The organism is Rhizobium sp. 05N49 (assembly GCF_056396805.1).
The window spans coordinates 346,486-371,951 of record NZ_JBFTME010000006.1; the positions used below are offsets into that span (position 1 = coordinate 346,486).

A 25,466-nucleotide genomic window follows, 5' to 3' on the forward strand; every position below is an offset into this window, starting at 1 on the left:
ACGCACTTTGCCACAATGTCAAGGTCGAAGGTCAGGCGGTACGGGAGCTTCTGTAGACGGAAACGCCGAGTTCGCGGATCTTTTTGCGCAGCGTATTGCGGTTCAGGCCCAGCAAATCGGCGGCTTTGATCTGGTTGCCGCGGGTGGCCGTCAACGCCGCAAGTATTAACGGATATTCCATTTCCGTTAATATGCGATCGTAAAGGCCCGGCGGCGGCAGGTTTTCGCCGAAACTGGCGAAATAGGTGCGCATATTCTCTTCGACCGCCTGGGCAATCGTCATCGTGCCGCTGCGGATCGGGCCCTTGTCGATCGGGCTATCGGGGACATCGGAGCGAAGCTCGGCGTCGATGATTTCGCGGGTGATGACATCCTGTGGATAAAGCGCCATCAGGCGGCGGATCAGGTTTTCCAGTTCGCGCACGTTGCCGGGCCAGGCATAGGCCTTCATCAGCTCCAGCGCCTCCTGATCGAAGCGCTTGGAGCCGAGACCTTCCTTTTCGGCCTGCTGGACGAAATGACGGACTAAATCCGGGATATCTTCGGCACGATCACGCAGCGGCGGCAGGCGCAGCGGCACGACATTGAGGCGATAATAGAGGTCTTCGCGGAACAGACCCTGATTGATCGCCTGCTTCAGATCCTTGTTGGTGGCAGCCACGATGCGCACATCGGTGCGGATCGGCGTGCGGCCGCCGACGGTCGTATATTCGCCCTGCTGCAGCACGCGCAGAAGACGCGTCTGGGCATCCATCGGCATGTCGCCGATTTCATCGAGGAACAGCGTGCCACCTTCGGCCTGTTCGAAACGACCAGTGGAGCGGGTCTGCGCACCGGTGAAGGCACCTTTCTCATGGCCGAAGAGCTCGGATTCGATGAGATCGCGCGGGATGGCGGCCATGTTGATGGCGACGAAGGGGCCGTTGCGACGCTTGCCGTAATCGTGCAGCGCGCGCGCCACGAGCTCCTTGCCGGTACCGGACTCGCCGGTGATCATCAGCGTCAGATCCGTCTGCATCAGGCGGGCGAGAACACGGTAGATTTCCTGCATGGCCGCGGAACGACCGACGAGCGGCATGCCGTCCTGCATGTCTTCGTCGAGCTTGGCCGGCTTCTTCTTCGGCTCGGCGAGCGCCCGGCCGATGATGCCGATCAGCTCCGTCAGGTCGAACGGCTTCGGCAGGTAGTCATAGGCGCCTTTTTCCGATGCCTTGATCGCCGTCATGAACGTATTTTGCGCGCTCATGACGAGAACGGGCAGCTCCGGTCGCGCCTTCTTGATGCGGGGCAGAAGGTCGAAGGCATTCTCATCGGGCATGACGACATCGGTGACGACGAGATCGCCCTCGCCGGCTGAAACCCAGCGCCACAGCGTCGCGGCATTGGAAGTAATGCGCACATCGTAACCGGCGCGGCTCAAGGCCTGATTGAGCACCGTGCGGATGGCCGCATCGTCATCTGCAACGAGGATCGTGGCTGTCATCTATTGGGTCCTGTCGAGCTTGCAATAGCGGCGTCGTCAAGCGAGGCATCCTTGGAGGCCGGCATGAGGACGCGGAAAATCGTGCGGTTGTTCTGGCTGTCGCATTCGATGATGCCGCCATGATCGCCGATGATCTTGGCAACGAGGGCGAGACCCAGGCCGCTGCCATTCGTCTTGGTGGTGATGAAGGGGTCGAAAAGATGCGGCAGCAGGTCCGTCGGCACGCCAGGACCATTATCGATGACGCAGAATTCCAGCGGCAGCGAGATTTTTTCGCGCGTGCCGGCGACCGAAAGGCGGATGCCCGGGCGATAGGCGGTCGTCAGGATGATCTCACCATCCGGACGATCGCCGACGGCTTCGGCAGCGTTCTTGACCAGATTGAGGAAGACCTGCACCAGCTGATCGCGATTGGCGTAGACGGCCGGCAGCGACGGGTCGTAATTCTCCATCACGCGGATATTGCGGGCAAAGCCCGCCTTTGCGACGGCCTTCACATGATCAAGCACGGAATGGATGTTGACCGGCACGCGGTCGACCGGGCGCTCATCGGAAAAGACTTCCATGCGATCGACCAGCGAAACGATGCGGTCGGTCTCGTCGCAGATCAGCCGCGTCAGCGCGCGGTCGTCGTCGATCACGGACTGTTCGAGAAGCTGTGCAGCACCGCGGATACCGGAGAGCGGATTCTTGATCTCATGCGCAAGCATGGAGGCGAGACCCGTGACCGAGCGGGCTGCCGCACGATGTGTCAGCTGCCGATCGATCTTGTCTGCCATCGACCGTTCCTGGAAGACGACAACGACCGAGCCCGGCTCGGCAATGACGGGGGCAACGTAGAGATCGACAAGCTTGTCCTGGCCGAGACGCGGCGAGCTCAAATCGACGCGGTATTCATTGACCGGGGCCTTGCGTTCGCGCACCTGGTCGATCAAGGCCAGGAGCGGGCTGCCGAAGGGAATGAAGGTCGAAATGCGGTAGCGGGAGAGATGCGCGGCACTGGCGCCAAAGAAGGCTTCGGCCTCCCAGTTGGCAAAGACGATGAAACCGCCCTCATCGACCATGACGACAGGGTTCTGGATAGCGTTCAGCACTGCCATCGCCATGGTGTTGACCGCATTTTCAGGGGAAGTCGTGCCGTCCGTGCTCATGCCGCCTCCCGCCGCTCTACCGCACCAGCCGCCATCGCATCGCCGAAACGGGCGATCACATCATCAGGATCGCGCGATGTCATGATCGCAGCCTTTCCCTCGCCGGAAAGGTCCGGCGCGAAGCGCTCCAGATACCAGCCGAGATGTTTGCGGGCGTGCCTGACGGCAACTGCCTCGCCATAGAATTCCAGCATCATGCGATAGTGCTCGATGGCAATTGCAGCAATCTCCTCGCGCTCGGGTTCACGGGCTCCTGCCAGGACACCGGCATGCCACGGCCTGCCCTGGCTGCCGCGGCCGATCATCACGGCATCGGCGCCCGAGCGACGCAAGATCTCCTGCGCATCCTCAGCCGTTTCGACATCGCCGTTGGCGATCAGGGGCACGGAAATGACATCGCGTACGTGGCGAATTGCATCCCAGTCCGCCCTGCCCGTATAAAACTGTATGCGGGTGCGGCCATGGATGGTGATGAGTTTCACCCCCGCCTCTTCGGCGCGCTTCGCGATATGCGGCGCATTGATGGAATTCTCGTCCCAGCCGAGACGCATCTTCAGCGTCACGGGGATATCGACAGCCCTGACCGTCGCCTCGACAAGTTCAAGCGCATGATCCGGGTCGCGCATCAGCGCCGAACCGGAATATCCGCCGATGACCTTCTTGGCCGGGCAGCCCATATTGATGTCGATGATGTCGGCGCCATGATCGGCCGCGATCTTGGCGGCTTCGGCCATCCAATATGCCTCGCGACCGGCGAGCTGCACCATGTGAGGACGGAAACCGGCGGCCCGAAGGCGTGCCCAGGATTCGGCAGTGTCGTTCACCAGCTCCCGGCTTGCCACCATTTCGGTCACGACGAGGCCTGCGCCATAACGCCAGGCGAGCTCTCGGAACGGCATGTCCGTCACACCCGACATCGGCGCAAGCACAACGCGGTTCCGCACGGACACCGGTCCGATTCGAAAAGGCGTTGCGAGGTCCTTGGAAATCAAATGATTATCTTTCAGGCACACCATGTAACTGCATTATTTTTAGCCATAGATCTACGGCTTGCCAAGAGGGTCGAGCCCGAATTGATATTTTTTGGGCAAATGCTGGAAAAGGCCGAAGCAAGACGATAGAGCAACTGACATCCATTCCGCATATTTCAGGGATTTATGCTGCAAATGCATACTAAGCAACCGATATCGGCTGGGATTGTCGTCGTTGCGGCAGGCCGTGGGGAACGCGCCGGATCGTCGGAGGAAGGCCCCAAGCAATACAGGATGATCGGCGGCAAACCGGTTATCGTCCACACGCTTGAAAATTTCATGACATGGGAACCGGCAACGCAGATTGTCGTCGTCATCCATCCCGACGACGAGGCACTCTTTGCCAGAGCATCCCGGCACATCATCTCGGCAACGCCGATCGAGACGGTTCACGGTGGCGCGACCCGACAGCAGTCGGTGCTGGCAGGTCTTCGGCACCTTAGGGATAAGGGCATCAGTCATGTGCTCATCCATGATGCGGTGCGTCCTTTCTTCGACCACCAGCTTCTCGACCGGATCGCCGATACGCTTTCGGCCGGCGCGCCAGCCGTATTGCCTGCCGTGCCTGTTGCCGACACGCTGAAGCAGGCCAGCAGCGACGGAACCGTGCTCAAGACCATTCCCCGCGATCAGCTCTATGCGGCCCAGACGCCGCAATCCTTCGATTTTGCCACGATCCTCGAAGCGCATGAAAAGGCAGCGGAAAGCGGCAAGACGGATTTCACCGACGATGCCTCGATTGCCGAGTGGTTCGGCATTCCCGTGACCATCGTCGAAAGCGCTGCAACGAACGTAAAGCTGACAGTGAAGAGCGATATCACCATGGCTGACGACAAACTCTCGGGCGCCCGTATTCCCGATGTGCGGACCGGCAACGGCTATGACGTGCATCAGCTCGAGCCCGGCGACGGCGTGACGCTCTGCGGCGTCTTCATTCCGCACGACCAGAAGCTCAAGGGCCACTCAGATGCGGATGTGGCGCTGCATGCGCTGACGGACGCGCTGCTTGCCACCTGTGGCGCTGGCGATATCGGAGACCATTTCCCGCCCTCCGATCCGCAATGGAAGGGTGCTGCATCCCGTATCTTCATCGAACATGCTGCAAAGATCGTGCGCGCGCACGGCGGCACGATTACCAATGCGGATGTCTCGCTGATTGCGGAGGCGCCGAAGGTCGGACCACATCGCGAGGCGATGCGCGCCAATCTCTCGGAATTTCTCGGCATAGACATCGAGCGCTGCTCGGTAAAAGCCACCACCAACGAAAAGATCGGCTTCGTCGGCCGCCGCGAAGGCATCGCGGCAATCGCAACCGCAACCGTCGTCTATGGAAGCACGAAGCGATGAGCCTGTTTCCCGCAGACATCACGGCGATGGCGGAAGACATCATCCGGGACTTCACGGTTGCAGGCCTCATGGTCTCGACAGCGGAATCATGCACGGGCGGACTGATTGCCGGCGCGCTCACGGAAATTTCGGGATCGTCCGCTGTCGTTGATCGTGGCTTCGTGACCTATACGAACGTGGCCAAGGTGCAGATGCTCGGCGTGCAGGAGGAAACACTTGCCCGTTTCGGTGCGGTTTCGGAGGAGACGGCCCGGCAGATGGTGCATGGCGCCCTCTTCCGCTCCCGCGCCCACCTGGCGGTCGCTGTCACGGGTATTGCCGGTCCTGGCGGCGGCTCGCCGGAAAAGCCGGTCGGGCTGGTGCATCTTGCGGCGAAATCACGTTCAGGTAAGCTTGTCCATCGTAAGATGCTGTACGGAGACATCGGCCGCACGGATGTCCGGCTGGCGACGATCCGCACGGCACTTCAAATGCTTATCGAGATTGTGTGATTTTGAGTAACGCAACAAAAGGCAGTAACGTCAGTTTCTGCCGCGTCCAGGCAAGAGCCGTATTGAGGAACCAGTCAAATGAGATATTTCGCATGCATCGGTGTCGTCTTGAGCCTCGCCTGCGTTTCTGCGGCTGAAGCACCATCCAACTATCAGGTTTACGGCGGCGTGCGGGTGGATTCCGATCCAGTCCTGCTGCGCAAATACGACCATGCGCTCAGCCGCTGCCAGCCGGAAGCGTTGGGCTATCGCGGATCGCCTGATACCACCAGCCTGCTCTACAACGCTGCGCTCAGAGGCTGCCTGTATCGCTACAGCTTCACCGATCGCGGTTCCTATGCCTATCCGGCAACACAGATCTTCGACCATTTCATCGATCGCTGACCAAGGTTCTACAGGCTGTAGATCGTCGCTGCCCGCTTTTCGAAGGCTTCCGTGAACATGCGGAAAGCTCTGTCGAACATTGAGCCCATCAGCGCGCCAAGAATACGGCTCTTGAACTCATAATCGATGAAGAAATCGACCGTGCAGCCGCCGCCTTCCGCCTCGACAAACCGCCAGCGGTTGTCGAGGTAGCGGAACGGACCGTCGATATATTTGACATCGATGATGCGCTCGGCCCTGTTCAGCAGCACCTGCGTGGTAAAGGTTTCGCGGATCGCCTTGTAGCCGACGGTCATATCGGCGATCAGCAGCAACTTGCCGTCGCGTTCCTTGCGGTTCTTCACCGACAGGGCTTCGCAAAGCGGGAGAAATTCCGGATAGCGTTCGACATCGGACACGAGGTCGAACATCTGGCCGGGCGTGTGCGGGACGGGGCGATGCGTTTCGAATTGCGGCATGAAGCGCAGTTAAGCCGGCACACCGAGAAGATCAAGAAGCGCGCGCATTTGGCTGCGGGATTTCACCTGCAAAACCGGCACATGCGGCCCATGGGTTGCGATGGCGGCAGTCACCCGCGGCGAAAATTTCGTCTCGAAGGTCCAGATGAATTCCAGAAACTTCCAGTCCACCTTTTCTATGCAGCCCGGCGCCATGTCCGGACGTGTGCGGCCGATATGCTTCAGCCAGCGCGTCACCACACCCCAGACACAGAGCAGGCGCGGCATACGCACCCAGATGACGACATCTGTGCGCGGCAGGCGGATATCGAAAGTGGAGGTATTGGTGCCGTCCATGATCCAGCGCTCGCCGGCGATCCTTTCGACGATCCGGTGGCGCTGCTCTTCCTTGCTGCGTTCCACCCATCCGGGCAGCCAGAGAATATCGCGGTCGATCGAGAGATAGGTGAGTTCGAACCGACGCGCCAGCTTCTGCGCAAGCGTCGACTTGCCTCCGCCGGAGCAGCCGATCACCATGATGCGCCTTGCATCACGGATGCGGGCGGCTGCAAAAACGTCATCGACATAGTTGATCGTTTGGTCGGCCTGCCCTTGCATACTCCAGTCCTCCTAGCCGTTTGCCGACGGCAACCGGGAAAGCGGCGTGCTGGCTAGCTGCTTCACATGACCTGAAGATGACAACGAAGCGCATGAAGAAAGCCGTGGCAAAAAAATCGCCGCGGCTTCTTCAAACCAGGAGACAGGGGCTTATTCTGCCGCCAGCAGCAGCTTCTTCTCGCGTGCGGCCTTCAGGCGGGCGAAGTCGTCGCCGGCATGGTGCGAGGAGCGCGTCAGCGGGCTGGAAGCAACCATCAGGAAGCCCTTGGTGTAGGCGACCGTCTCGTAGGACTTGAACTCTTCCGGCGTGACGAAGCTTTCGACCTTGTGGTGCTTGCGGGTCGGCTGCAGATACTGGCCGATCGTCAGGAAATCGACATCGGCGGTGCGCAGGTCATCCATGAGCTGAAGAACCTCGTTCCGTTCCTCACCGAGGCCGACCATGATGCCGGACTTGGTGAACATGGTGGGGTCGAGTTCCTTCACGCGCTGCAGCAGGCGGATGGAATGAAAATAGCGTGCGCCGGGGCGAACCGTCAGGTAGTTGCCGGCAACGGTTTCCATATTGTGGTTGAAGACATCGGGCTTGGCGGCGACGACACGTTCCAGCGCACCGGGCTTCTTCAGGAAGTCTGGCGTCAGGATCTCGATCGTCGTCAGCGGCGATGCGGCACGGATTGCCCAAATCACCTTTTCGAAATGCTCGGCGCCACCGTCTTCCAGATCGTCACGATCGACAGAGGTGATGACGACGTGGCTGAGGCCCATCTGCTTGACGGCCTTTGCTACGTTTTCAGGCTCGGCCATGTCGAGTGCATTCGGCTTGCCGGTGGCGACATTGCAGAAGGCGCAGGCGCGGGTACAGATCTCGCCCATGATCATGAAGGTGGCGTGCTTCTTGTCCCAGCACTCGCCGATATTCGGGCAGCCTGCCTCTTCGCAGACGGTGACGAGCTTGTGCTCCTTCACGATCGAACGGGTCTCGGCATAGCCTTTCGAAGTCGGCGCCTTCACACGAATCCAGTCCGGCTTGCGCAGGACTTCCGTATCGGGGCGATGCGCCTTTTCCGGATGCCGCACGCGCTTTACGTCGGGATTGATCGTGTCGAGAATGGTGACCATGTCAGTTCAACTTTCCGCCGCCCCATGCGGCCCGGCTTCTCATATTGCGCATCGCTCCTTTATTCAAATCTTTCGATCTGAGGAGATGCGCCCGATCTTCGCACTTTATCTTCGAACCAGCCGCGCGAAGAATATCAGCAGGCAGGCGCCGATGAAGCCGGTTACGAAATAGCCGAACCTTCCACCGGCGACCTCAATGTGGAATTGCGCCAGGATGGCGGTAGCGACGACCGAGCCGACGATGCCGAGCACAATGTTCAGCAAGACGCCATAACGCGCTTCCATCAACTTGCCCGCAAGCCAGCCCGCAAGTCCGCCGATGATGATTGCCGATATCCAGCCGACGCCTTCCATCCTATTCCTTGCCCTACGCTATCGCCCTTGCGATCAGCACCACGACAACGGCGCCGACTGTTGCGTGGATGATCTGAACCACCAATGCATTTTCAATGCCCAGCGATATACCCAGCGCATTGAACAGAAATCCGCCCACGAACGCGCCGATGATGCCGCTGAGCAGGCACCGTATCAACCCACCCCCACCAACGACCAGGCTTGCGAGAAAGCCCGCGACAAGGCCGATCAGCAGAAAGATGAGAAGCGACTGCGTGCCCATAGACATGATGATTTCCTTTCGTTTTTTCCACCCTGACGGGGACGGAATTTTCCATCCCCGGATAAAGGGCAGATCAGGAAATTATCAAGCGTTCAGAACGCGGCCGTAAGCATCCAGCACGCTTTCCTTCATCGTCTCCGAAATCGTCGGATGCGGGAAGATCGTGTGCATCAGTTCTTCTTCCGTCGTCTCCAGGTTCATGGCAACGACGAAGCCCTGGATGAGTTCGGTGACTTCGGCACCGACCATGTGGGCGCCAAGCAGCTCGCCGGTCTTCTTGTCGAAGATTGTCTTGACCAGACCCTGGTCTTCGCCAAGCGCGACGGCCTTGCCATTGGCGCTGAAGGGGAAGCGTCCGACTCTGACGTCGCGGCCCTGCTCCTTGGCCTTGGCTTCCGTCAGGCCGACGGAGGCGACCTGGGGATTGCAGTAGGTGCAGCCCGGGATCTTCTGCCTGTCCATCGGGTGGACATTCGGCAGGCCGGCGATCTTCTCGACGCAGATGACGCCTTCATGCTCTGCCTTATGAGCCAGAAGCGGYGCACCGGCGACGTCACCGATTGCGTAAATGCCGGGCACGTTGGTCTTGCCGTAACCGTCGATGACGATGAAGCCGCGATCGGTCTTGACGCCGACAGTTTCCAGGCCGATGCCCTCGACGTTGGCCTGCACGCCGACGGCCGAGATCATGCGGTCGGCGGTGATCGTCTCGGTCGTGCCGTCCTTCTTCTCGATGGTCGCGGTGATCGAGTTTGCACCCTTCTCCACCTTGGCCACCTTGGCTTCAAGATGGATCTTCATGCCCTGGCGTTCGAACTGCTTCTTGGCGAGCGCGGAGATTTCCGCATCCTCGACTGGCATGACCTGGCTCATGATTTCGACGACAGTGACGTCGACACCCATGGTGCGATAGAAGCTTGCGAATTCGATGCCGATGGCGCCCGAGCCCATGACGAGCAGGGATTTCGGCAGTTCGTCAGCCTTCATTGCTTCGAAATAGGTCCAGATCAGCTTGCCATCCGGCTCGATGCCCGGCAGGGCGCGCGGACGGGCGCCGGTCGCAACGATGATGTGCTTGGCGGTGTAGGTGCCCTCGCCCAGCGCATTCTTCGGCACCGGACCCATCGGTTCCATCGGCTTCTTCATCGTCTTTGAAACGACGATCTCGCCGGGTTTGGTGATCTTGGCTTCGCCCCAAATGACATCGACCTTGTTCTTCTTGAACAGGAAGCCGACACCGTTGTTCATGCGATGTGCGATGCCGCGCGAGCGGGTGACGATCGCCTTGATATCGGGCTTGATCGTGCCTTCCAGCACCAGGCCGTAGTCTTTGCCATGCTGGGCGGTGTGAAGGACGTCTGCGGAGCGCAGCAGCGCCTTGGTCGGGATGCAGCCCCAGTTTGAGCAGATACCGGCCAAATGTTCGCGCTCGACGCAGGCGACCTTGAGGCCGAGCTGTGCGGCGCGGATGGCGGCGATATAGCCGCCGGGACCGGAACCGATGACGATGACGTCGTAGGATTGAGCCATTGCTTTCCTGCCTTTGTTACGCTCCCGCGCGGGTCATCAAAACCCATGCGTGCTTCTTGCTGTTATCGAAGAGCGGCACGGCATTCATACGCGCCGCTTCCGAAAATCCGTTTCTTCCGTAAAGCGACAGAGCCGCTTCGTTACTATCCGACGTGATCAGGCTAACCGACAGCCGATCTGCCCTTGCGAGCTGATCTTCCAGCAGCCTCTTGCCGATGCCGATACCGCGCATATGGCGATAGACCGCGAGACTGCCAATGAACCAATGCCCGATCACCGATCTCTGCATCGCCAGCATCGGCTCAAGGGCCGGATGGCGGGCTTCGAGATCGCGTATGCCTTCATCCACTTCATAGCCGATCGCCATTCCGGCGATCTCGTCATAGGCCTCGCCAATGATGGCGTTCTTCCAGCCGCCGAGCGCCTCATCGCTCATCTTCAGCCGGCCCCGCTCGAGCGGGGTATCGCTCATGCCGCTGGCAACATCGGCAAACCAGAGCCATGAGGCAAAACCGTGAGACGCGATATCCGCCAGGATCGCCAGTTCCGAGGCATCCCGGCGGGAGGCCTCTCGGAGGGCGAGGAAGGCGGCCACCGTCAGAGCCCCAGCATCACCCGCACGATGGGTTCCAGGCCCCGACCGAGCGCGCGTGTATTTTCTGCATCGAGGTGAATGCCGTCGAGCGGCGTGGTCCTGGCAACGGAATTGCCGTCGAAGAAGCCACAGCCGAGTTCATCGGCAAGGTCACGGTAAAGCGTCGGAAGCTTTGCCGATTCCTCGATACCGCCGGGGAAGGATGCCGCGAAGGGCACATTGCCCGTCTCGCAGATCGCCGGCGGCGCCACGATCAGGATCTCCGGCCCGTCGAATTCGAAGGGCCAGGCATGATTGCGGATCAGCCGCACCAGACGGCCGATGCCCTGGCATGCGGCAAAGGCCGAGCCGGCGACAACCGGCTTCATGTCGTTGGTGCCGAGCAGCAAGATGACGAGATCGAGCGGCGCATGCGTCTGCAGGATGGTCGGCAGAACGCGTGCGCCGTTGCGATCGCAATCAGCAAGATGGTCGTCAAAGGCGGTGGTGCGGCCGTTCAGGCCTTCCGCGATGACGCGAGCCTCGCTTCCGAGCGTAGCCTGAAGCACGCTCGGCCAGAGGTTCTCATAGGCATGACGACCGATCGTGTCGGCGTCATAGCCCCAGGTCAGCGAGTCACCATAGCAAAGAACAGTCTTCGTCATGTCCGCCCTCCCGCGTCCTGCTTAGACCAACATGCCCATCGGATTTTCGATGTAGCCCTTGAAAGCCTGAAGCAGTTCGGCGCCGAGAGCACCGTCGACGCAGCGATGGTCAGTCGAGAGCGTGACGGTCATGACCGTTGCAATCGCCATTTCGCCGTTCTTGACGATGACACGCTGCTCGCCCGCGCCGACTGCGAGGATCGTCGCATGCGGCGGGTTGATGACGGCTGCGAAATTCTTCACGCCCATCATGCCCATGTTGGAGACCGAGGTCGTGCCGCCCTGATACTCCTCGGGCTTCAGCTTGCGGTCCTTGGCACGCTTGCCGAGATCGCGCATCTCGTTCGAGATGGTCGAGAGCGTCTTCTCTTCGGCCTTGCGGACGATCGGGGTGATCAGACCGCCGGGGATCGAGACAGCGACGCCGACATCGGCATGCTTGTGCTTGACCATGGCGTTTTCGGTCCAGGAGACGTTGGYATCAGGAACGTCGCGCAGTGCAAGCGCCAGGGCCTTGATGACCATGTCGTTGACCGAGATCTTATAGGCCGGAGCGCTGTCCTTGCGGGGAGCAGCGTCGTTGAGCTGGGCACGCAGCGCCATCAGCGCGTCGAGTTCGCAATCGACCGAAACGTAGAAGTGCGGAACGGTCTGCTTGGATTCGACGAGGCGACGGGCAATCGTCTTGCGCATGCCATCATGCGGCACAAGCTCGTAGGAGCCCTGCTCGAAGAGCTTGAGAACGGCATCGTCCGAAGCACCCTTCGGCGCGGCAGCGGTCGGAGCCGGTGCAGCAGCCTGCGGGGCCGCGGCGGGAGCCGGCTTGGCACCACCACCTGCAGCAGCAGCTTCAACGTCGCTCTTGACGACACGGCCATGCGGTCCGGTGCCAGCAACGGCGGAAAGATCGATACCCGCTTCCTTGGCGAGACGACGGGCGAGCGGCGAGGAGAAGGTGCGGGCGCCCGATGAGGCGACAGCCGGTGCCGGGGCGGCTGCAGCCGGAGCAGGTGCAGCCGGCGCAGGTGCAGCCTCAGCCTTTGCTTCAGCCGGGGCCGGAGCGGCTGCAGCCTTCGGAGCCGGAGCGGCAGAGCCGGCGCCGCTTGCGGCAGCGGCGACATCTTCGCCTTCGCCAGCGAGAACCGCGATCAGGGCGTTGACCTTAACGCCCTCAGTACCGGCCGGAACGACGATCTTGGCAACCGTGCCTTCGTCGACGGCTTCGACTTCCATCGTCGCCTTGTCGGTTTCAATCTCGGCGATCACATCGCCGGACTTGACCTGATCGCCTTCCTTGACCAGCCACTTGGCCAGATTGCCTTCTTCCATGGTCGGAGAGAGGGCAGGCATTGTGATATTAATGGGCATCGCTTGTCTCTCCCGGTACGTCGCTTACCAGTTCAAGTCTTTTCCCGCGAACGTTCTTGCCGATACTTTCTGCGAGAAAGTAATTTAGTGTGAAAAAGGAAGCCGCCAAAACGACCACCAACTGTGTTGCCGCTCGAACTAAAATCGATGCTTCGTCAGAAAGCCGAAACAAGTTTTCGATCAGGCCTAGGAACAGGCCTGATATCACAGTCCAAACGATCCCGACCAGCATGGTCGTCAGGATGTGCTTCCAGTAGATCGACCACGTGATCCGCATCAGCGATTCAACGTTTGTCATAGGTCAATCTCCTATTTGTAGCAGACTGCCTTCACCGCATCGACTACTTCGCCGACATTCGGAAGCGCAAGCTTCTCGAGGTTTGCGGCGTAAGGCATCGGAACGTCCTTGCCGGCGATCGTCAGGATCGGCGCATCGAGATAGTCGAAGGCCTGCTGCATGACGCGCGTGGCGATTTCCGTGCCGACCGAGTTCTGCGGATAACCTTCCTCGACGGTAACCAGGCGACCGGTCTTCTTGACCGATTCGATCACGGTCGGAAGGTCCATCGGACGAAGCGTGCGCAGATCGATCAGTTCGACATCGATGCCGATCTTTTCGAGTTCGGCGACCGCCTTCGTTGCATAGGTCATGCCGATGCCGAAGGAGACGACGGTGACATCCTTGCCCGGACGATGGATGCGGGCCTTGCCGATCGGCAGAACGAAATTATCGAGCTTCGGTACATCGAAATGCTGGCCGTAGAGAATCTCGTTTTCGAGGAAGACGACCGGGTTCGGATCACGGATGGCAGCCTTCAGCAGACCCTTGGCGTCGGATGCCGTATAGGGCATGACGACCTTCAGGCCCGGGATCGCGCTGTACCAGGCTGCGTAGTCCTGGCTGTGCTGGGCGCCGACGCGGGCAGCAGCACCGTTCGGGCCGCGGAAGACGATCGGAGCGCCCATCTGGCCACCCGACATATAGAGCGTCTTGGCAGCAGAGTTGATGATCTGGTCGATCGCCTGCATGGCGAAGTTGAAGGTCATGAATTCGACGATCGGCTTCAGGCCGGCCATGGCAGCACCGACGCCGACGCCAGCAAAGCCGTGCTCGGTGATCGGCGTGTCGATGACGCGGCGAGCCCCGAATTCCTGCAGAAGACCCTGGGTCACCTTGTAGGCACCCTGGTATTCGGCGACTTCCTCGCCCATGACGAAGACGCTGTCGTCAGCGCGCATTTCCTCAGCCATGGCATCGCGAAGCGCTTCACGCACCGTCATCGAAACCATTTCGGTACCGGCCGGGATTTCCGGATCGTTCGGTACGAAAGCCTTGGGTTCAGCCGGAACTGGAGCGGCAGCCGAACCAGTATTCGTCGGCTTCTCTTCCTGCGCGACCTGAGGGGCGGCAACTGGAGCCGGCTGAGCGGCAGCCGGGGCTGCGGAAATCGCGTCGGCGGATTCGCCATCCTGTAACAGGACGGCGATCTTGGCATTGACCTTGACGTTTTCAGTGCCGGCCGGAACCAGCAACTTGCCGATGACGCCTTCGTCAACGGCTTCGACTTCCATCGTCGCCTTGTCGGTTTCGATTTCGGCAATCACGTCACCTGAAGTGACCTTGTCGCCTTCCTGCTTGAGCCACTTGGACAGCGTGCCTTCTTCCATCGTCGGAGAAAGGGCGGGCATGAGGATATCGATAGGCATGGGTTCCCTCCCCGATTAGAGCAGAATGTCGGTATAGAGCTCGGATGCATCCGGCTCCGGATCGGCCTGGGCGAAATCGGCGCTGTCGGCAACGATATCGCGGACTTCCTTGTCGATCGCCTTGAGATCGTCTTCGGTCGCCCAGCCCTTTTCCATCACGCGCAGGCGAACCTGCTCGATCGGATCCTGCTCGGAGCGCATCTTCTGCACTTCTTCCTTGGTGCGGTACTTCGCCGGATCGGACATGGAGTGACCGCGATAACGATAGGTCAGCATTTCAAGAATGATAGGACCCTTGCCGGAGCGGCAGTGCTCGAGCGCCTCATCGGCAGCAGCCTTGACGGCGCGAACATCCATGCCGTCGACCTGGATGCCGGGAATGCCGAAGCCGGAACCGCGCAGCGAATAGTTCGACTGCGCGGTAGCACGCGCCGTCGAGGTGCCCATGGCATAGCGGTTGTTCTCGACGATATAGATGATCGGCAGCTTCCACAGAGCAGCCATGTTGAAGCTCTCGTAGACCTGACCCTGGTTGGCAGCACCGTCACCGAAATAGGCGATCGAGACGCTGTCATTGCCGCGATAACGGTTTGCAAAGGCAAGGCCCGTTCCGAGCGAAACCTGGGCACCGACGATGCCGTGGCCGCCGTAGAAATGCTTTTCCTTGGAGAACATGTGCATCGAACCGCCCTTCCCGTGGGAATAGCCGTTGCGACGCCCGGTCAGTTCCGCCATGACGCCACGGGCTTCCATGCCGGTAGCCAGCATATGACCATGGTCGCGATAGGCGGTAATGACCTGATCGCCTTCCTTCTGCGCCATCTGCATGCCGACGACGACAGCTTCCTGGCCGATATAAAGGTGACAGAAACCACCGATGAAGCCCATGCCGTAAAGCTGGCCCGCCTTTTCTTCGAAACGGCGGATGAGCAGCATCTCGCGATAGGCCTTCAGCTCTTCATCGCGATCGAAATCGGCGACAGGGCCGCCATTCGATGCCTTGGCTGCAGACTTCGCACTATTTTTGCGGCTGGAAACGGTCGCGGTTTTGCGCAACGCCATTCAACCCTCCCTATGGGTTTATCGGTTCTCAGGTGGCGCGTACCATAGGGAAGAAAAATGACCACAGCAATGCCATAATTGCATGGCTCATATTCGCCGTTAAATTATTGATAAACAATAAGAATTTTAGATTAACCCAAATTCGGTTAATTGCGATAGTGATTGTAAATGACGATCTCGTCCGCGCGCGACATGTTGAGCTGATACCGCGCCTTTTCGTCGAGCATATCCTTGTCCAGCGAGCCGTCACTCAAGAGCGCAACCTGCGCCTCCAGATGCTCACGCTTGGCCTTCAGCACAGCCAGTTCCTTCTCGCGCGCGACACGCTGGCGCTCGAACGCCTCCGTCGCACGCAGACCATAGTCACCGTGAATGCAATGATAACCGAAATAGGAGAGGAAGGCGACCGTCATGGCCGGAATGACGAAGCGACCTGTCTTTCTCTTCTTATGATGCTTTGTCCACATACACGCATGCTCTAACGCATTACCAATCATTTCAATCTAGCGCGCAGAGATTAACCGTTCGTTGACTCTGAGCGACTCCCGGCCAGACTCAACAAAAAACCCGCGCCGGAGCGCGGGTTCCAAATGGCTGATTTACAAGCGCGTATTAGGCGCGGATGATGGAGCGGCCGGCGTACTGAGCCTGCGGGCCGAGACCTTCTTCGATGCGGATCAGCTGGTTGTACTTGGCAAGGCGATCCGAGCGCGACAGCGAGCCGGTCTTGATCTGGCCGCAGTTGGTGGCAACTGCGAGATCGGCGATCGTGGAGTCCTCGGTTTCGCCGGAGCGGTGCGACATGACGGCGGTGTAGGCCGCCTTGTGCGCCGTGTTGACGGCATCGAGCGTTTCCGTCAGCGAGCCGATCTGGTTGACCTTGACCAGGATCGAGTTGGCGACGCCCATGCGGATACCGTCGCGCAGGCGAGCCGAATTGGTGACGAACAAATCGTCGCCAACCAGCTGGCACTTCTTGCCGGCGAGATCGGTCAGCGTCTTCCAGCCTTCCCAGTCGTCTTCAGCCATGCCGTCTTCGATGGAGATGATCGGATACTTGGCAGCGAGTTCTGCCAGGTACTCGGCCATGGCGCCTGGCTCGAGCGTGCGGCCTTCGCCTTCCAGTACGTACTTGCCGTCCTTGAAGAATTCGGTCGAGGCGCAATCGAGGCCGAGGCACATGTCGTCGCCCGGCTTGTAGCCGGCTTTCTCGATCGACTTCATGATGAAATCGAGGGCTTCCGGAGCGCTCTTTAGGCCCGGTGCGAAGCCGCCTTCGTCACCGACGTTGGTGTTGTGGCCCTGTGCCGCCAGTTCCTTCTTCAGCGTGTGGAAAACTTCCGAACCCATGCGGACGGCTTCGCGGATCGAATCTGCGCCGACCGGCAGGATCATGAATTCCTGGAAGTCGATCGGGTTATCGGCATGGGCGCCGCCGTTGATGATGTTCATCATCGGGACCGGCAAAAGGCTTGCGGAGGCACCGCCGACGTAACGGTAGAGCGGCAGGCCGGCAGCCTGCGCTGCAGCCTTGGCGACAGCAAGCGAAACGCCGAGGATGGCGTTGGCGCCGAGGCGCGACTTGTTTGGCGTGCCGTCGAGTTCAATCATGATCTTGTCGATCTGGATCTGGTTTTCAGCATCGATGCCGCCGATCGCGTCGAAGATTTCCGTGTTGGCAGCTTCGACAGCCTTTTCAACACCCTTGCCGAGATAACGCTTGCCGCCATCGCGGACTTCTACGGCTTCGTGCGCGCCGGTCGAAGCACCCGAGGGAACAGCTGCACGGCCCATGCTGCCGTCTTCGAGATAGACGTCGACTTCGACGGTGGGGTTACCACGGCTATCGAGAATCTCGCGGGCGATGATATCGGTAATTGCAGTCATGGTCTCTTCCTGCTCGGTGGGTGGATAAATCGTTTGAAATCGTCTTAATCGAAGGTGCGCAAATTACAATGCCGCAATTTTGCACGTTCAAGCAGCGCATCAGACGTGGCCTATAGCACATTCATGTCAGGGTTTTGAAGGGAACGGCAGTCGTCGGTCAGCATATCCCACCCATCGAAAGATGATAAACAGTCCATCCGGGCAGAATGTTGGCAGGCCGCCACCGTCGATAGCAACCCACGGCTGAAAATCCCTGGAATAGCCCCAATTTTGGACGGTTACATGCCCCTTGATTTCAGCCTTCGGTAACCATCCCGGCTTAATTTTAATACCCGTGTGAGATCCTCAGAAGTCAGTCGTTTCAGCCCTTGGGGCGATACGGAACGGCAGGGATGAAAAGCTGCAGCCTCGCGCCAAAAACAACCAGAACGCGATTTTATCGACTCTCTTGGCGGCATTTCACATGGGGCACAGATGAAACTCAATATTGCACGCAGCCTTGCCATTTTCGGTGCCGTTGTCATCCTCGGACTGGTGACCTCCATCGGCTTGCAGAACTACGCACTCAACATGCTTCGTGTGAACGGGCTGATGTATAAGCAGATCATCTACGGCAAGGATCTTGTCGCCGATATTCTCCCGCCGCCGCTCTATGTCATCGAACCCTACATGCTCGCGCTCGAAGCCGTCGAGCAGCCAGCCTCGGCAAAGGCCAATATCGAACGCATCCAAACGGTTCTGAAGTCGGCTTATGAAGACCGCCGCAAATATTGGTCCGAAACGCCGCTCAGCGCCGATCTCAAGCGCAAGCTTCTCGACAACGTTCTCGTCAAGGGTGACGCGTTCTGGCAGGTCATGAACGAGGAGGCGATACCCGCAATCCTGAAGGGCGACAAGGCCGCCATCGAATCGGCGCTCCCCAAGCTTGCTACGAATTTTCATGTTCACGAAACGGCCGTAAACGAACTCGTGGCGATGGCCAACGCCTTCCAGATGGACGCCGAAAAGCAGGCAGCGGATCAAACGGAACTGCTCTCCGCCGTTACGCTATCGGCCGCCGCGCTTTCCTTCGTGATTATCGTCGTCGGGCTCTACATGTTCCGCCGGCGCGCAATCGTGCCGCTATCGGCGATGCGCGATTATATGGCGGTGCTTGCGAGCGGCGACTATTCCCGCGAAGTTCCCTATGTCAGACGATCCGACGAAATCGGAGAAATGGCGCGCGCGGTCACGGTCTTTCGCGAATCGGCAGAAGAACGCAACGCTATACGCGCGCTGCAGGACGAGGAACGGCAGGTACAGATGCGCCGCGATGCCGAACTGGACGCATCGAAGAGCGTGGAGAATGCCACGCGCCAGCGCGTTATCGAAAGCCTGAGCGCAGGCCTGGAACGTCTCTCACGCGGCGACCTGACCGTGCGTCTCGACGAGCAGTTCGCCAATACTTACGAGAAGCTTCGCGAGACCTTCAACACCAGCATCATCATTCTTTCCGATGCCATGAAAGACATTTATGCCGCCACGAATACGGTCGGCGACAGTTCGCGCGAAATCGCGCTCAGCACCAATGATCTGGCACAGCGCACCGAGAGCCAGGCAGCTTCCCTCGAACAGGCGGCTTCGGCACTGGATCAGATCACGGTCACGGTGAAAAACTCCTCGGAGCGGGCCCATGAAGCCAATGCGATGATGTCAGCCACGAAGGAGAGCGCGGCGCATTCCGCCGAGATTGTTCGTGAAGCAGTGACTGCCATGGAGAAGATCGAGGACTCAGCGGTCAGGATCGGCGATATTATCAACGCCATCGATGAGATCGCCTTTCAGACCAATCTTCTGGCGCTCAACGCGGGTGTCGAGGCAGCACGCGCCGGAGACGCGGGGAAAGGCTTTGCCGTCGTCGCTCAGGAAGTCCGCGAGCTCGCCGGACGCTCCGCCAATCTCGCCAAGGAGATCAAGCTTCTCGTCGAGACGTCGTCGCGACAGGTTTCCGCGGGTGTTGCACTTGTCAACCGTACCGGCGAGGCACTCGGCGATATCGACCGCCAGGTGCTGCAGGTGACGGCGCTGATCGAAGCGATCGTGCGCTCGTCTTCGGAACAGTCGGTCGCGCTCGTCGAGGTCAACGCTGCCGTCAACCGGATGGATCAGGTGACCCAGCAGAATGCATCCATGGTCGAGGAAACGAACGCCGCATGCCAGGAGCTCGGCACCGAGGCGTCCCAGCTCGGGCGCATGCTCTCCCGCTTCGCACTGGAGGAAAAGCGCCCGTCCCGCGCGGCAGCCTGATGCCGCCCGCTGTTCAGGCGGCCTTGGCGATCGCGTCGAAGGCGAGAAGCTTCTCGAGAAGTCGCGGCATGTCCTTGAGGTAGACCATGTTCGGCCCGTCGCAGGGGGCGTTATCAGGATCCTGATGGGTCTCGATAAAGACACCGGCAACGCCGACTGCCACGGCTGCACGGGCCAGCGTCTCCACGAACTGCCGCTCACCTCCGGAGGTTTCCCCCTGCCCGCCAGGCTGCTGGACTGAATGCGTGGCGTCGAAAATGACGGGGGCGCCCGTTGCCGCCATGATCGGCAGTGAACGCATGTCGGAGACCAGCGTATTGTAACCGAAGGACGCACCGCGCTCGCAGAGCAGAATGTTCGGATTGCCGCTCTGGTTCAGCTTGCCGAGCACGTTCTTCATGTCCCAAGGCGCCAGGAACTGGCCCTTCTTGACGTTGATGACGCGGCCGGTCTTGGCAGCCGCGACCAGGAGATCCGTCTGGCGAGACAGAAAGGCTGGTATCTGCAGGATATCGACGACCTTACCCACTTCGGCGCATTGTTCTTCGTTGTGGATGTCGGTCAGAACCGGAATGCCGAGTTCTTTCTTGAGATCGGCGAAAACTTCCAGCCCCTTTTCAAGGCCGACACCGCGTTTGCTCGACAAGGAAGACCGGTTCGCCTTATCGAAGGAGGTCTTGTAGACGAGCCCGATGCCAAGCTTGGCGCAGAGTTCCTTCAATGTGCCGGCAACCATGAACGCATGATCGCGGCTTTCCATTTCGCAAGCGCCAGCAATCAGCGACAGGCGTGAAGCATTGGAGAAGGTGACCTTACCGGCGCCTTCGCCGACCGTCACCACGGAGTTGGTAGTAGAGCTCATGATGTTTCCTCAAAGGCGAAGAGTACGCCCTGGCCGGGCGCAGGCTTCACCAGAATACGGTTACCCTTGCGTGTATAGGTCACCCCGTTAGCAGCCAAATGCGCTTCTGTCACGGCCAGATCGCCGACAGCAAAGCGGATCGCCCGACCGCGCAGACCACGATCGGTATCCGACGTGGCAAGATCGAAATAAGCCTCCAGCCCTTCCGGGGTCATCAGGCTGATCTTTGCGTTTCCGGTGGGCACGTCCAGCCCGAAACTCGTGAGCTCAGTAGATGCGCCTTTTGCCACGGAGCGAACGAACTCACCGAAGGCTGTCGGCTCGGGGGCCGCGAGCGCGATCTCGGCAATGCCTGTGACACCATTGGCATGGGTCTCAAGCGCGGTCCGGTTGGCAGGAAGCGGATTGACGCGTTCGACTGCGAAGAGAAAGAAATCCGGTGCCCGCAGGTCGCCAGCGAAGGCGAGCCGGAAGCCGGCAATATTCTCCGTGCCATCCGGCATTTTAACAGGGCGCTCGAACTGCAGCACAGAACCGGCACTCATACTGTCCTTCACGAATCGAGCATGTTCGTGCTTTGCATCTGCCGTCGCAAAGGCAATCGCGGACAGTCCTTCGCTGCCGCAGCGGAAGCGAAAAGCCTGATTGCGGGCGGTGAACACATTGCCATCGTGTGCTGTCTCCTCGCTCTCTTCGACGCTCGCGACACCCAGGGGCTCCAGATAGGATTTGTCGGCAAAGAAAACGCAGGCATTTTCGGTCCCAAAAGGATGACGGGCATCCGGCGCCACAGTGAAACCAAGCTTGCCCAGTCTTTCGCGGGCAAGGTCGATATCGGTAACCGGCAAAACGAGATGATCGATTGCAAGCGTATCTTGGCTCATTAGGTCCCCTCCAACAGTCACAAGGAGATGTGCTTCAGCAGGTGTTGCGAGACAAGGCCGGGAAGGCCCGGGCGCGAGAAAAATAAAATTCTCACCAGAATGGACAGAAGTTTTACGAAAATTTAGCTACTTGCGGAACACATATGGAACATATAGTGTCCGTTCTGGATTTGTTTCAAGACTGGGGTGCACGCCATGCTTACGCGCAAACAACAGGAACTCCTTCTTTTCATTCACGAAAGGATGAAGGAGTCGGGCGTTCCTCCGTCTTTCGACGAGATGAAGGATGCGCTGGATCTGGCCTCGAAATCCGGTATTCACCGGCTGATCACGGCGCTTGAGGAGCGCGGCTTCATTCGCCGGCTTCCGAACCGGGCACGCGCGCTCGAAGTCATCAAACTGCCGGAGGCCTACAGCCCCAGCCTGCAGCCACGTCGCGGCTTTTCACCGAGCGTCATCGAAGGCAGCCTCGGCAAGCCGCAGCCCGTTGCAGCGCCGGCTCCGGCAAAGCCAGCGCCCGCTGCCGATAACGGCAACTCGGTCTCCGTCCCGGTCATGGGCCGCATCGCTGCCGGTGTGCCAATCTCGGCAATCCAGAACAATACGCATGACATCACCGTTCCTGCCGATATGCTCGGCTCCGGCGAACATTATGCGCTCGAAGTTCGCGGCGACTCGATGATCGAAGCCGGCATCTTCGATGGCGACACCGTCATCATCCGAAATGGCAGCACCGCCAACCCGGGTGATATCGTCGTTGCCCTCGTCGACGACGAGGAAGCAACACTCAAGCGCTTCCGGCGCAAGGGTGCATCGATTGCGCTCGAGGCTGCAAACCCTGCCTATGAGACCCGAATTTTCCCACCGGATCGAGTGAAGGTTCAGGGAAAGCTCGTCGGCCTCATTCGCCGCTATCACTGACCGGTGACTGGCTTGCGTCTGCGAATGTATCGCTGCGCCAGTCATAGGCGCGGTGGCGCATCCAGGGGCGTTGCAATGGGCCGAATGCGGTTGCGACATCGATTCCACTATCTGTGAAGCGAAGCTCGACAGAACCTGACTTGCGCAGCGTCTCGGCGGTAAAGAGCAGCGCGCCGGAACGGCAACGGTCGAAGCGCAATCGGACAGGAGTTACGACAATATCGGCCGTATCGCAGGCCGGCCCCAGATAGGCAGCGTTTTCGATGACAGTCAGTTTCTTTCCATTGCCCAGCAAGGCGGTACACCAGGCGCGCTTTTGGCAAGAGAATCGTGACGTTGGGCTGATGGCGAGTGCCTGCCTCATTGTCTCTCTGGCTTCATTCTGTTGATCGGTTGACAGCTGCAATCTTTTGCCATCGGACACGGTGGGTGTGTTGGTGGCTTGAAGCATAACCGGCTTCTGATGCTCTTCGATGGCAAGTGCCCTCTGCCATTGTTCGAAAATGAAGGCTGGCGGCTTTTCACGGTTTGAAGCCATTGCCTCTCCGTCGATTAGAGCGACCAGGCTGCCGTCTTCCGAGATGGTGACGTCGGGCATCGCTTCTGATGGAAGCAACACAACAGCGAACGTTGAAACAGTGATTATTACGGTTCCGATATGCCGCAACCGGGTTCTGAGCAAGGTCAGCAACAGGAAGCCGAAGACGGCTGCCGGAAAGTACCAGCCGGGTAAGCGGGCAACATCTATATTGCCGCCCCACCCCGCCACCGCCTTTGCAATGGCGATCACCAGGTCGAGCCCGAACCCTGCCACCGGCCATAGCCAGCCATCCAGACCAAAAGGCATCAGCAGCATCGCCAGCATGCCGGCCGGCATGACGATGAATGAAATAACCGGCATGGCCGCGAGATTTGCCGGCAGGCCATAAGCAGTCAGCCGGTGGAAATGTTCGATCGAAAACAGCGCCGTCGAGAACCCACCGATGAGAGACGTCAGGAAAATGCCGCCGAAGAAGCCGCCGACCATGAAGAAAGGTTTCATGATCGGAAGTTTGGCAAAGGCATTTTCCCGCATCGGCCGCCCTTTCCAGAGGTCGTATCCGGCGACCAGGGCAAGTGTTGCGGCGAAAGACATCTGGAAGCTCGGTCCGAGCACTTCCGATGGTGAGACCGCGAGGATCACGAGAGCCGACAGCGCCACGTTTCTGAGGCTGATCGACGGCCGATCGAAGAAGACGGCAACCAGCATGATCGCCATCATGATGAAGGCGCGTTCGGCTGAAACGGCAAAACCCGAGATCAGATAGTAAGCCGTCACCGCAGCGAGTGCACCGGCAGCCGCGATCTTCTTGGTCGGCCACGCCTGCGCAATACCGGGGAACAGGCTGAGAATCACGCGCAGCCCGACAAAGAAGATACCGGCGGAGAGTGCCATATTGAGGCCGGAGATCGCCACGATGTGGGCAAGGCCGGACTGCCGCAGTGCCTCCGTCGTTTCATCCGAGATCGCTCGTCTCTCATCGGTGACAAGTGAAGCGGCAAAGGCCCCGGTGTCGCCCGGCAGAGTGGAGCGGATCCGATCGCCGATGCCGCTTCGCAGGCGGTAGAACCACTCCAGTGCGGCCTCGCCGACAGAGCTCGCTTGTTCCGGCTGTTCTGTAACCTTCTTCGGTGCTCCATAGAAGAAGCCGTTAGCACCGATGCCGTCAAAATAGGCGCTGAAGGCAAAATCGTTGAGGTGAGGAAGCGCGGGTCCTGCCGGAGGCGTCAGACGGGCCCTGCCCTCTATGATATCGCCGAGTTCAAAGGGCCGGGCGGCGCCGCGTACGAGCACAGAGATGCGCTCGGGAGGACGCTTGATTTCGGGGGCATCAGTGCCGGCGACGTCAAGGATATAACGCCAGCGCCCTTCACCATCGCCTTCTCGCCGTTCGACCCGGCCAGTCAGCGTTGTCGTCACGGCTGAATCGAGGATCAGCGTCCTTGCCCGCCATGTTTCGATCTGTGCCGAGAGCATTCCGCCGGCAAAGAGAAGCAGGGCAAGCAGTATTGCCCGCAGTCTCGTCCGGGCGTGGCCGCAGAACACAACGGCACTGAGGAGAACGAGCAGGCAAAGGCCGAGCGAGACCGCCGGAACGTTCGAGGCTGCCAGAAACCAGGTTGCAGCACCCGCACCAAGGAAGACCGGCGAGAAGAGAACGAGGCGACCGTGGCCGGCTTCTTCGGCCGCCATACGCACGGACGACCCGGCGTATTGTTTTGCAACGGTTGCCAATTGCCATCGAAACGGGATCGCAAGCTGCGTCCGAGCCGATAGAGGCACAACGGCGCGCGGCACGACACCAGCAAAATCCATATTTTCATCAATGGATTGCTCGTACCGTTCTCTTGTCTCCAACCCCGTCATAATCGCCTGGACCCGCCCCCGGATACCGTCAGAATGCAACCTCAGATCAAAACGCGCAAACAATAATCGATTGAAATACGAGGAAAATTCACAGGAGCGAAAAAACCAGTCAAATCATGGTGTTCTGCTATGCATTCAGCTCATCGCTGCACTGCCTAAAAGATGATGCCGCGATGCACAAAATGGCATCACGGTAACTTGGCATTAGCTTCCCGATCATATAGCTATCGCTGAGGACGCTTAACTCTTATGGCGCTTTTGCGGCGCCACCGCCACTCCGGAGGATCAGCATGACGGATCAAAGCGCTACAATCAAAATCGGTGAAAAATCAGTCGACCTGCCCGTGCGAAAAGGCACGGTTGGACCTGATGTCATCGATATCGGTGCACTCTACAAGAACACGGCTTCCTTCACCTACGATCCCGGGTTTACGTCGACCGCATCCTGTGAATCGAAGATCACCTATATCGACGGTGACGAGGGTGTGCTGCTGCATCGCGGCTATCCGATCGAGCAACTGGCCGAGCACGGCGACTTCCTCGAAGCCTGCTACCTTCTGCTTTACGGCGAGCTGCCGACCGCAGCTCAGAAGAAGGACTTCGACTACCGCGTCACGCACCACACCATGGTGC

26 protein-coding genes are annotated in these 25,466 nt (G+C 59.5%); 6 read left to right on the forward strand and 20 right to left on the reverse strand.

Features of this window, described 5'->3' with window-relative positions; translation table 11 throughout:
* Window positions 1-31 precede the first annotated feature (31 nt).
* From ntrC to dusB, 3 genes are read right to left on the reverse strand one after another with little or no spacing between them, the layout of a single operon-like run.
* The gene (gene ntrC / locus AC1DF8_RS15290) at window positions 32-1,483 is read right to left on the reverse strand and encodes a nitrogen regulation protein NR(I) (protein ID WP_112547167.1); all 1,452 of its coding nucleotides are present in this window, start codon (window positions 1,481-1,483) and stop codon (window positions 32-34) included.
* Window positions 1,480-2,634 (reverse strand): two-component system sensor histidine kinase NtrB, encoded by a 1,155-nt coding sequence (locus AC1DF8_RS15295; protein ID WP_183845923.1) that lies wholly within the window; start codon window positions 2,632-2,634, stop codon window positions 1,480-1,482. The genes ntrC and AC1DF8_RS15295 overlap by 4 nt, the downstream gene beginning before the upstream one ends.
* The gene (dusB, locus tag AC1DF8_RS15300) at window positions 2,631-3,650 is read right to left on the reverse strand and encodes a tRNA dihydrouridine synthase DusB (RefSeq protein ID WP_478154072.1); all 1,020 of its coding nucleotides are present in this window, start codon (window positions 3,648-3,650) and stop codon (window positions 2,631-2,633) included. Before dusB ends, AC1DF8_RS15295 begins: the two co-directional genes overlap by 4 nt.
* A 141-nt stretch (window positions 3,651-3,791) precedes the next feature.
* Here dusB and AC1DF8_RS15305 point away from each other — a divergent pair, with 141 nt between their 5' ends.
* The 3 genes from AC1DF8_RS15305 (at window position 3,792) to AC1DF8_RS15315 (ending at window position 5,887) form a co-directional block, all read left to right on the forward strand.
* Complete coding sequence (locus AC1DF8_RS15305; RefSeq protein WP_112968448.1) at window positions 3,792-5,012, forward strand: bifunctional 2-C-methyl-D-erythritol 4-phosphate cytidylyltransferase/2-C-methyl-D-erythritol 2,4-cyclodiphosphate synthase; 1,221 nt, start codon at window positions 3,792-3,794, stop codon at window positions 5,010-5,012.
* Window positions 5,009-5,503 carry a CinA family protein gene (locus AC1DF8_RS15310; RefSeq protein ID WP_113212632.1) on the forward strand — a complete coding sequence of 165 codons (495 nt, stop codon included), beginning with the start codon at window positions 5,009-5,011 and terminating at the stop codon, window positions 5,501-5,503. The genes AC1DF8_RS15305 and AC1DF8_RS15310 overlap by 4 nt, the downstream gene beginning before the upstream one ends.
* A gap of 78 nt (window positions 5,504-5,581) precedes the next feature.
* A complete protein-coding gene (locus AC1DF8_RS15315) occupies window positions 5,582-5,887 on the forward strand; it encodes a hypothetical protein (protein ID WP_113013624.1) in 306 nt (101 codons plus the stop codon).
* Window positions 5,888-5,895: 8 nt separating this feature from the next.
* On the opposite strand, the gene AC1DF8_RS15320 is transcribed toward AC1DF8_RS15315, so the two are convergent.
* The 14 genes from AC1DF8_RS15320 to eno all read right to left on the reverse strand — a co-directional run bounded on the left by AC1DF8_RS15320 (window position 5,896) and on the right by eno (window position 17,473).
* Window positions 5,896-6,345 (reverse strand): type II toxin-antitoxin system RatA family toxin, encoded by a 450-nt coding sequence (locus AC1DF8_RS15320; protein ID WP_478154073.1) that lies wholly within the window; start codon window positions 6,343-6,345, stop codon window positions 5,896-5,898.
* A 9-nt stretch (window positions 6,346-6,354) separates the two neighbouring features.
* Window positions 6,355-6,942 carry a P-loop NTPase family protein gene (locus AC1DF8_RS15325; RefSeq protein ID WP_478154074.1) on the reverse strand — a complete coding sequence of 196 codons (588 nt, stop codon included), beginning with the start codon at window positions 6,940-6,942 and terminating at the stop codon, window positions 6,355-6,357.
* Window positions 6,943-7,092: 150 nt separating this feature from the next.
* A complete protein-coding gene (gene lipA, locus AC1DF8_RS15330; protein WP_112547159.1) occupies window positions 7,093-8,064 on the reverse strand; it encodes a lipoyl synthase in 972 nt (323 codons plus the stop codon).
* Between the two features lie 105 nt (window positions 8,065-8,169).
* A complete protein-coding gene (locus tag AC1DF8_RS15335; protein WP_112547158.1) occupies window positions 8,170-8,418 on the reverse strand; it encodes a GlsB/YeaQ/YmgE family stress response membrane protein in 249 nt (82 codons plus the stop codon).
* A 13-nt stretch (window positions 8,419-8,431) separates the two neighbouring features.
* Complete coding sequence (locus AC1DF8_RS15340; RefSeq protein ID WP_478154075.1) at window positions 8,432-8,686, reverse strand: GlsB/YeaQ/YmgE family stress response membrane protein; 255 nt, start codon at window positions 8,684-8,686, stop codon at window positions 8,432-8,434.
* A 78-nt stretch (window positions 8,687-8,764) separates the two neighbouring features.
* Entirely contained in the window at window positions 8,765-10,210 is a 1,446-nt protein-coding gene (gene lpdA / locus AC1DF8_RS15345; RefSeq protein ID WP_478154076.1) for a dihydrolipoyl dehydrogenase, read from the reverse strand.
* Between the two features lie 16 nt (window positions 10,211-10,226).
* Window positions 10,227-10,805: a GNAT family N-acetyltransferase gene (locus AC1DF8_RS15350; RefSeq protein WP_112547156.1), complete on the reverse strand. Its 579-nt coding sequence runs from the start codon at window positions 10,803-10,805 to the stop codon at window positions 10,227-10,229.
* Between the two features lie 2 nt (window positions 10,806-10,807).
* Complete coding sequence (locus AC1DF8_RS15355; protein ID WP_112547155.1) at window positions 10,808-11,449, reverse strand: SGNH/GDSL hydrolase family protein; 642 nt, start codon at window positions 11,447-11,449, stop codon at window positions 10,808-10,810.
* A gap of 21 nt (window positions 11,450-11,470) precedes the next feature.
* A complete protein-coding gene (locus tag AC1DF8_RS15360) occupies window positions 11,471-12,817 on the reverse strand; it encodes a pyruvate dehydrogenase complex dihydrolipoamide acetyltransferase (protein ID WP_478154077.1) in 1,347 nt (448 codons plus the stop codon).
* Entirely contained in the window at window positions 12,807-13,115 is a 309-nt protein-coding gene (locus AC1DF8_RS15365; protein WP_113212635.1) for a hypothetical protein, read from the reverse strand. Before AC1DF8_RS15365 ends, AC1DF8_RS15360 begins: the two co-directional genes overlap by 11 nt.
* An 11-nt stretch (window positions 13,116-13,126) precedes the next feature.
* A complete protein-coding gene (locus AC1DF8_RS15370; RefSeq protein ID WP_112547819.1) occupies window positions 13,127-14,524 on the reverse strand; it encodes a pyruvate dehydrogenase complex E1 component subunit beta in 1,398 nt (465 codons plus the stop codon).
* 15 nt (window positions 14,525-14,539) lie between these two features.
* On the reverse strand, window positions 14,540-15,586 hold the full coding sequence (gene pdhA / locus AC1DF8_RS15375) for a pyruvate dehydrogenase (acetyl-transferring) E1 component subunit alpha (protein ID WP_113117118.1): 1,047 nt from the start codon (window positions 15,584-15,586) through the stop codon (window positions 14,540-14,542).
* Window positions 15,587-15,732: 146 nt separating this feature from the next.
* Window positions 15,733-16,053, reverse strand: a complete 321-nt coding sequence (locus AC1DF8_RS15380; protein ID WP_112547821.1) for an FtsB family cell division protein — start codon at window positions 16,051-16,053, stop codon at window positions 15,733-15,735.
* Between the two features lie 145 nt (window positions 16,054-16,198).
* A complete protein-coding gene (gene eno, locus AC1DF8_RS15385) occupies window positions 16,199-17,473 on the reverse strand; it encodes a phosphopyruvate hydratase (protein WP_112547822.1) in 1,275 nt (424 codons plus the stop codon).
* Between the two features lie 474 nt (window positions 17,474-17,947).
* Here eno and AC1DF8_RS15390 point away from each other — a divergent pair, with 474 nt between their 5' ends.
* Entirely contained in the window at window positions 17,948-19,759 is a 1,812-nt protein-coding gene (locus AC1DF8_RS15390; RefSeq protein ID WP_478154078.1) for a methyl-accepting chemotaxis protein, read from the forward strand.
* Between the two features lie 13 nt (window positions 19,760-19,772).
* Here AC1DF8_RS15390 and kdsA read toward each other — a convergent pair whose 3' ends face one another.
* Complete coding sequence (gene kdsA, locus AC1DF8_RS15395; RefSeq protein ID WP_112547824.1) at window positions 19,773-20,621, reverse strand: 3-deoxy-8-phosphooctulonate synthase; 849 nt, start codon at window positions 20,619-20,621, stop codon at window positions 19,773-19,775.
* Entirely contained in the window at window positions 20,618-21,505 is an 888-nt protein-coding gene (locus AC1DF8_RS15400) for a VOC family protein (protein ID WP_478154079.1), read from the reverse strand. The genes kdsA and AC1DF8_RS15400 overlap by 4 nt, the downstream gene beginning before the upstream one ends.
* Before the next feature lie 195 nt (window positions 21,506-21,700).
* Here AC1DF8_RS15400 and lexA point away from each other — a divergent pair, with 195 nt between their 5' ends.
* Window positions 21,701-22,426 (forward strand): transcriptional repressor LexA, encoded by a 726-nt coding sequence (lexA, locus tag AC1DF8_RS15405; protein WP_112547826.1) that lies wholly within the window; start codon window positions 21,701-21,703, stop codon window positions 22,424-22,426.
* Here the strand turns inward: lexA and AC1DF8_RS15410 are convergent.
* Window positions 22,407-24,833, reverse strand: a complete 2,427-nt coding sequence (locus AC1DF8_RS15410) for a ComEC/Rec2 family competence protein (RefSeq protein ID WP_478154080.1) — start codon at window positions 24,831-24,833, stop codon at window positions 22,407-22,409. The genes lexA and AC1DF8_RS15410 overlap by 20 nt on opposite strands.
* 290 nt (window positions 24,834-25,123) lie before the next feature.
* Here AC1DF8_RS15410 and AC1DF8_RS15415 point away from each other — a divergent pair.
* Window positions 25,124-25,466, forward strand: a 343-nt coding sequence (locus AC1DF8_RS15415) for a citrate/2-methylcitrate synthase (RefSeq protein ID WP_478154081.1), incomplete at its 3' end; no start/stop codon positions are given.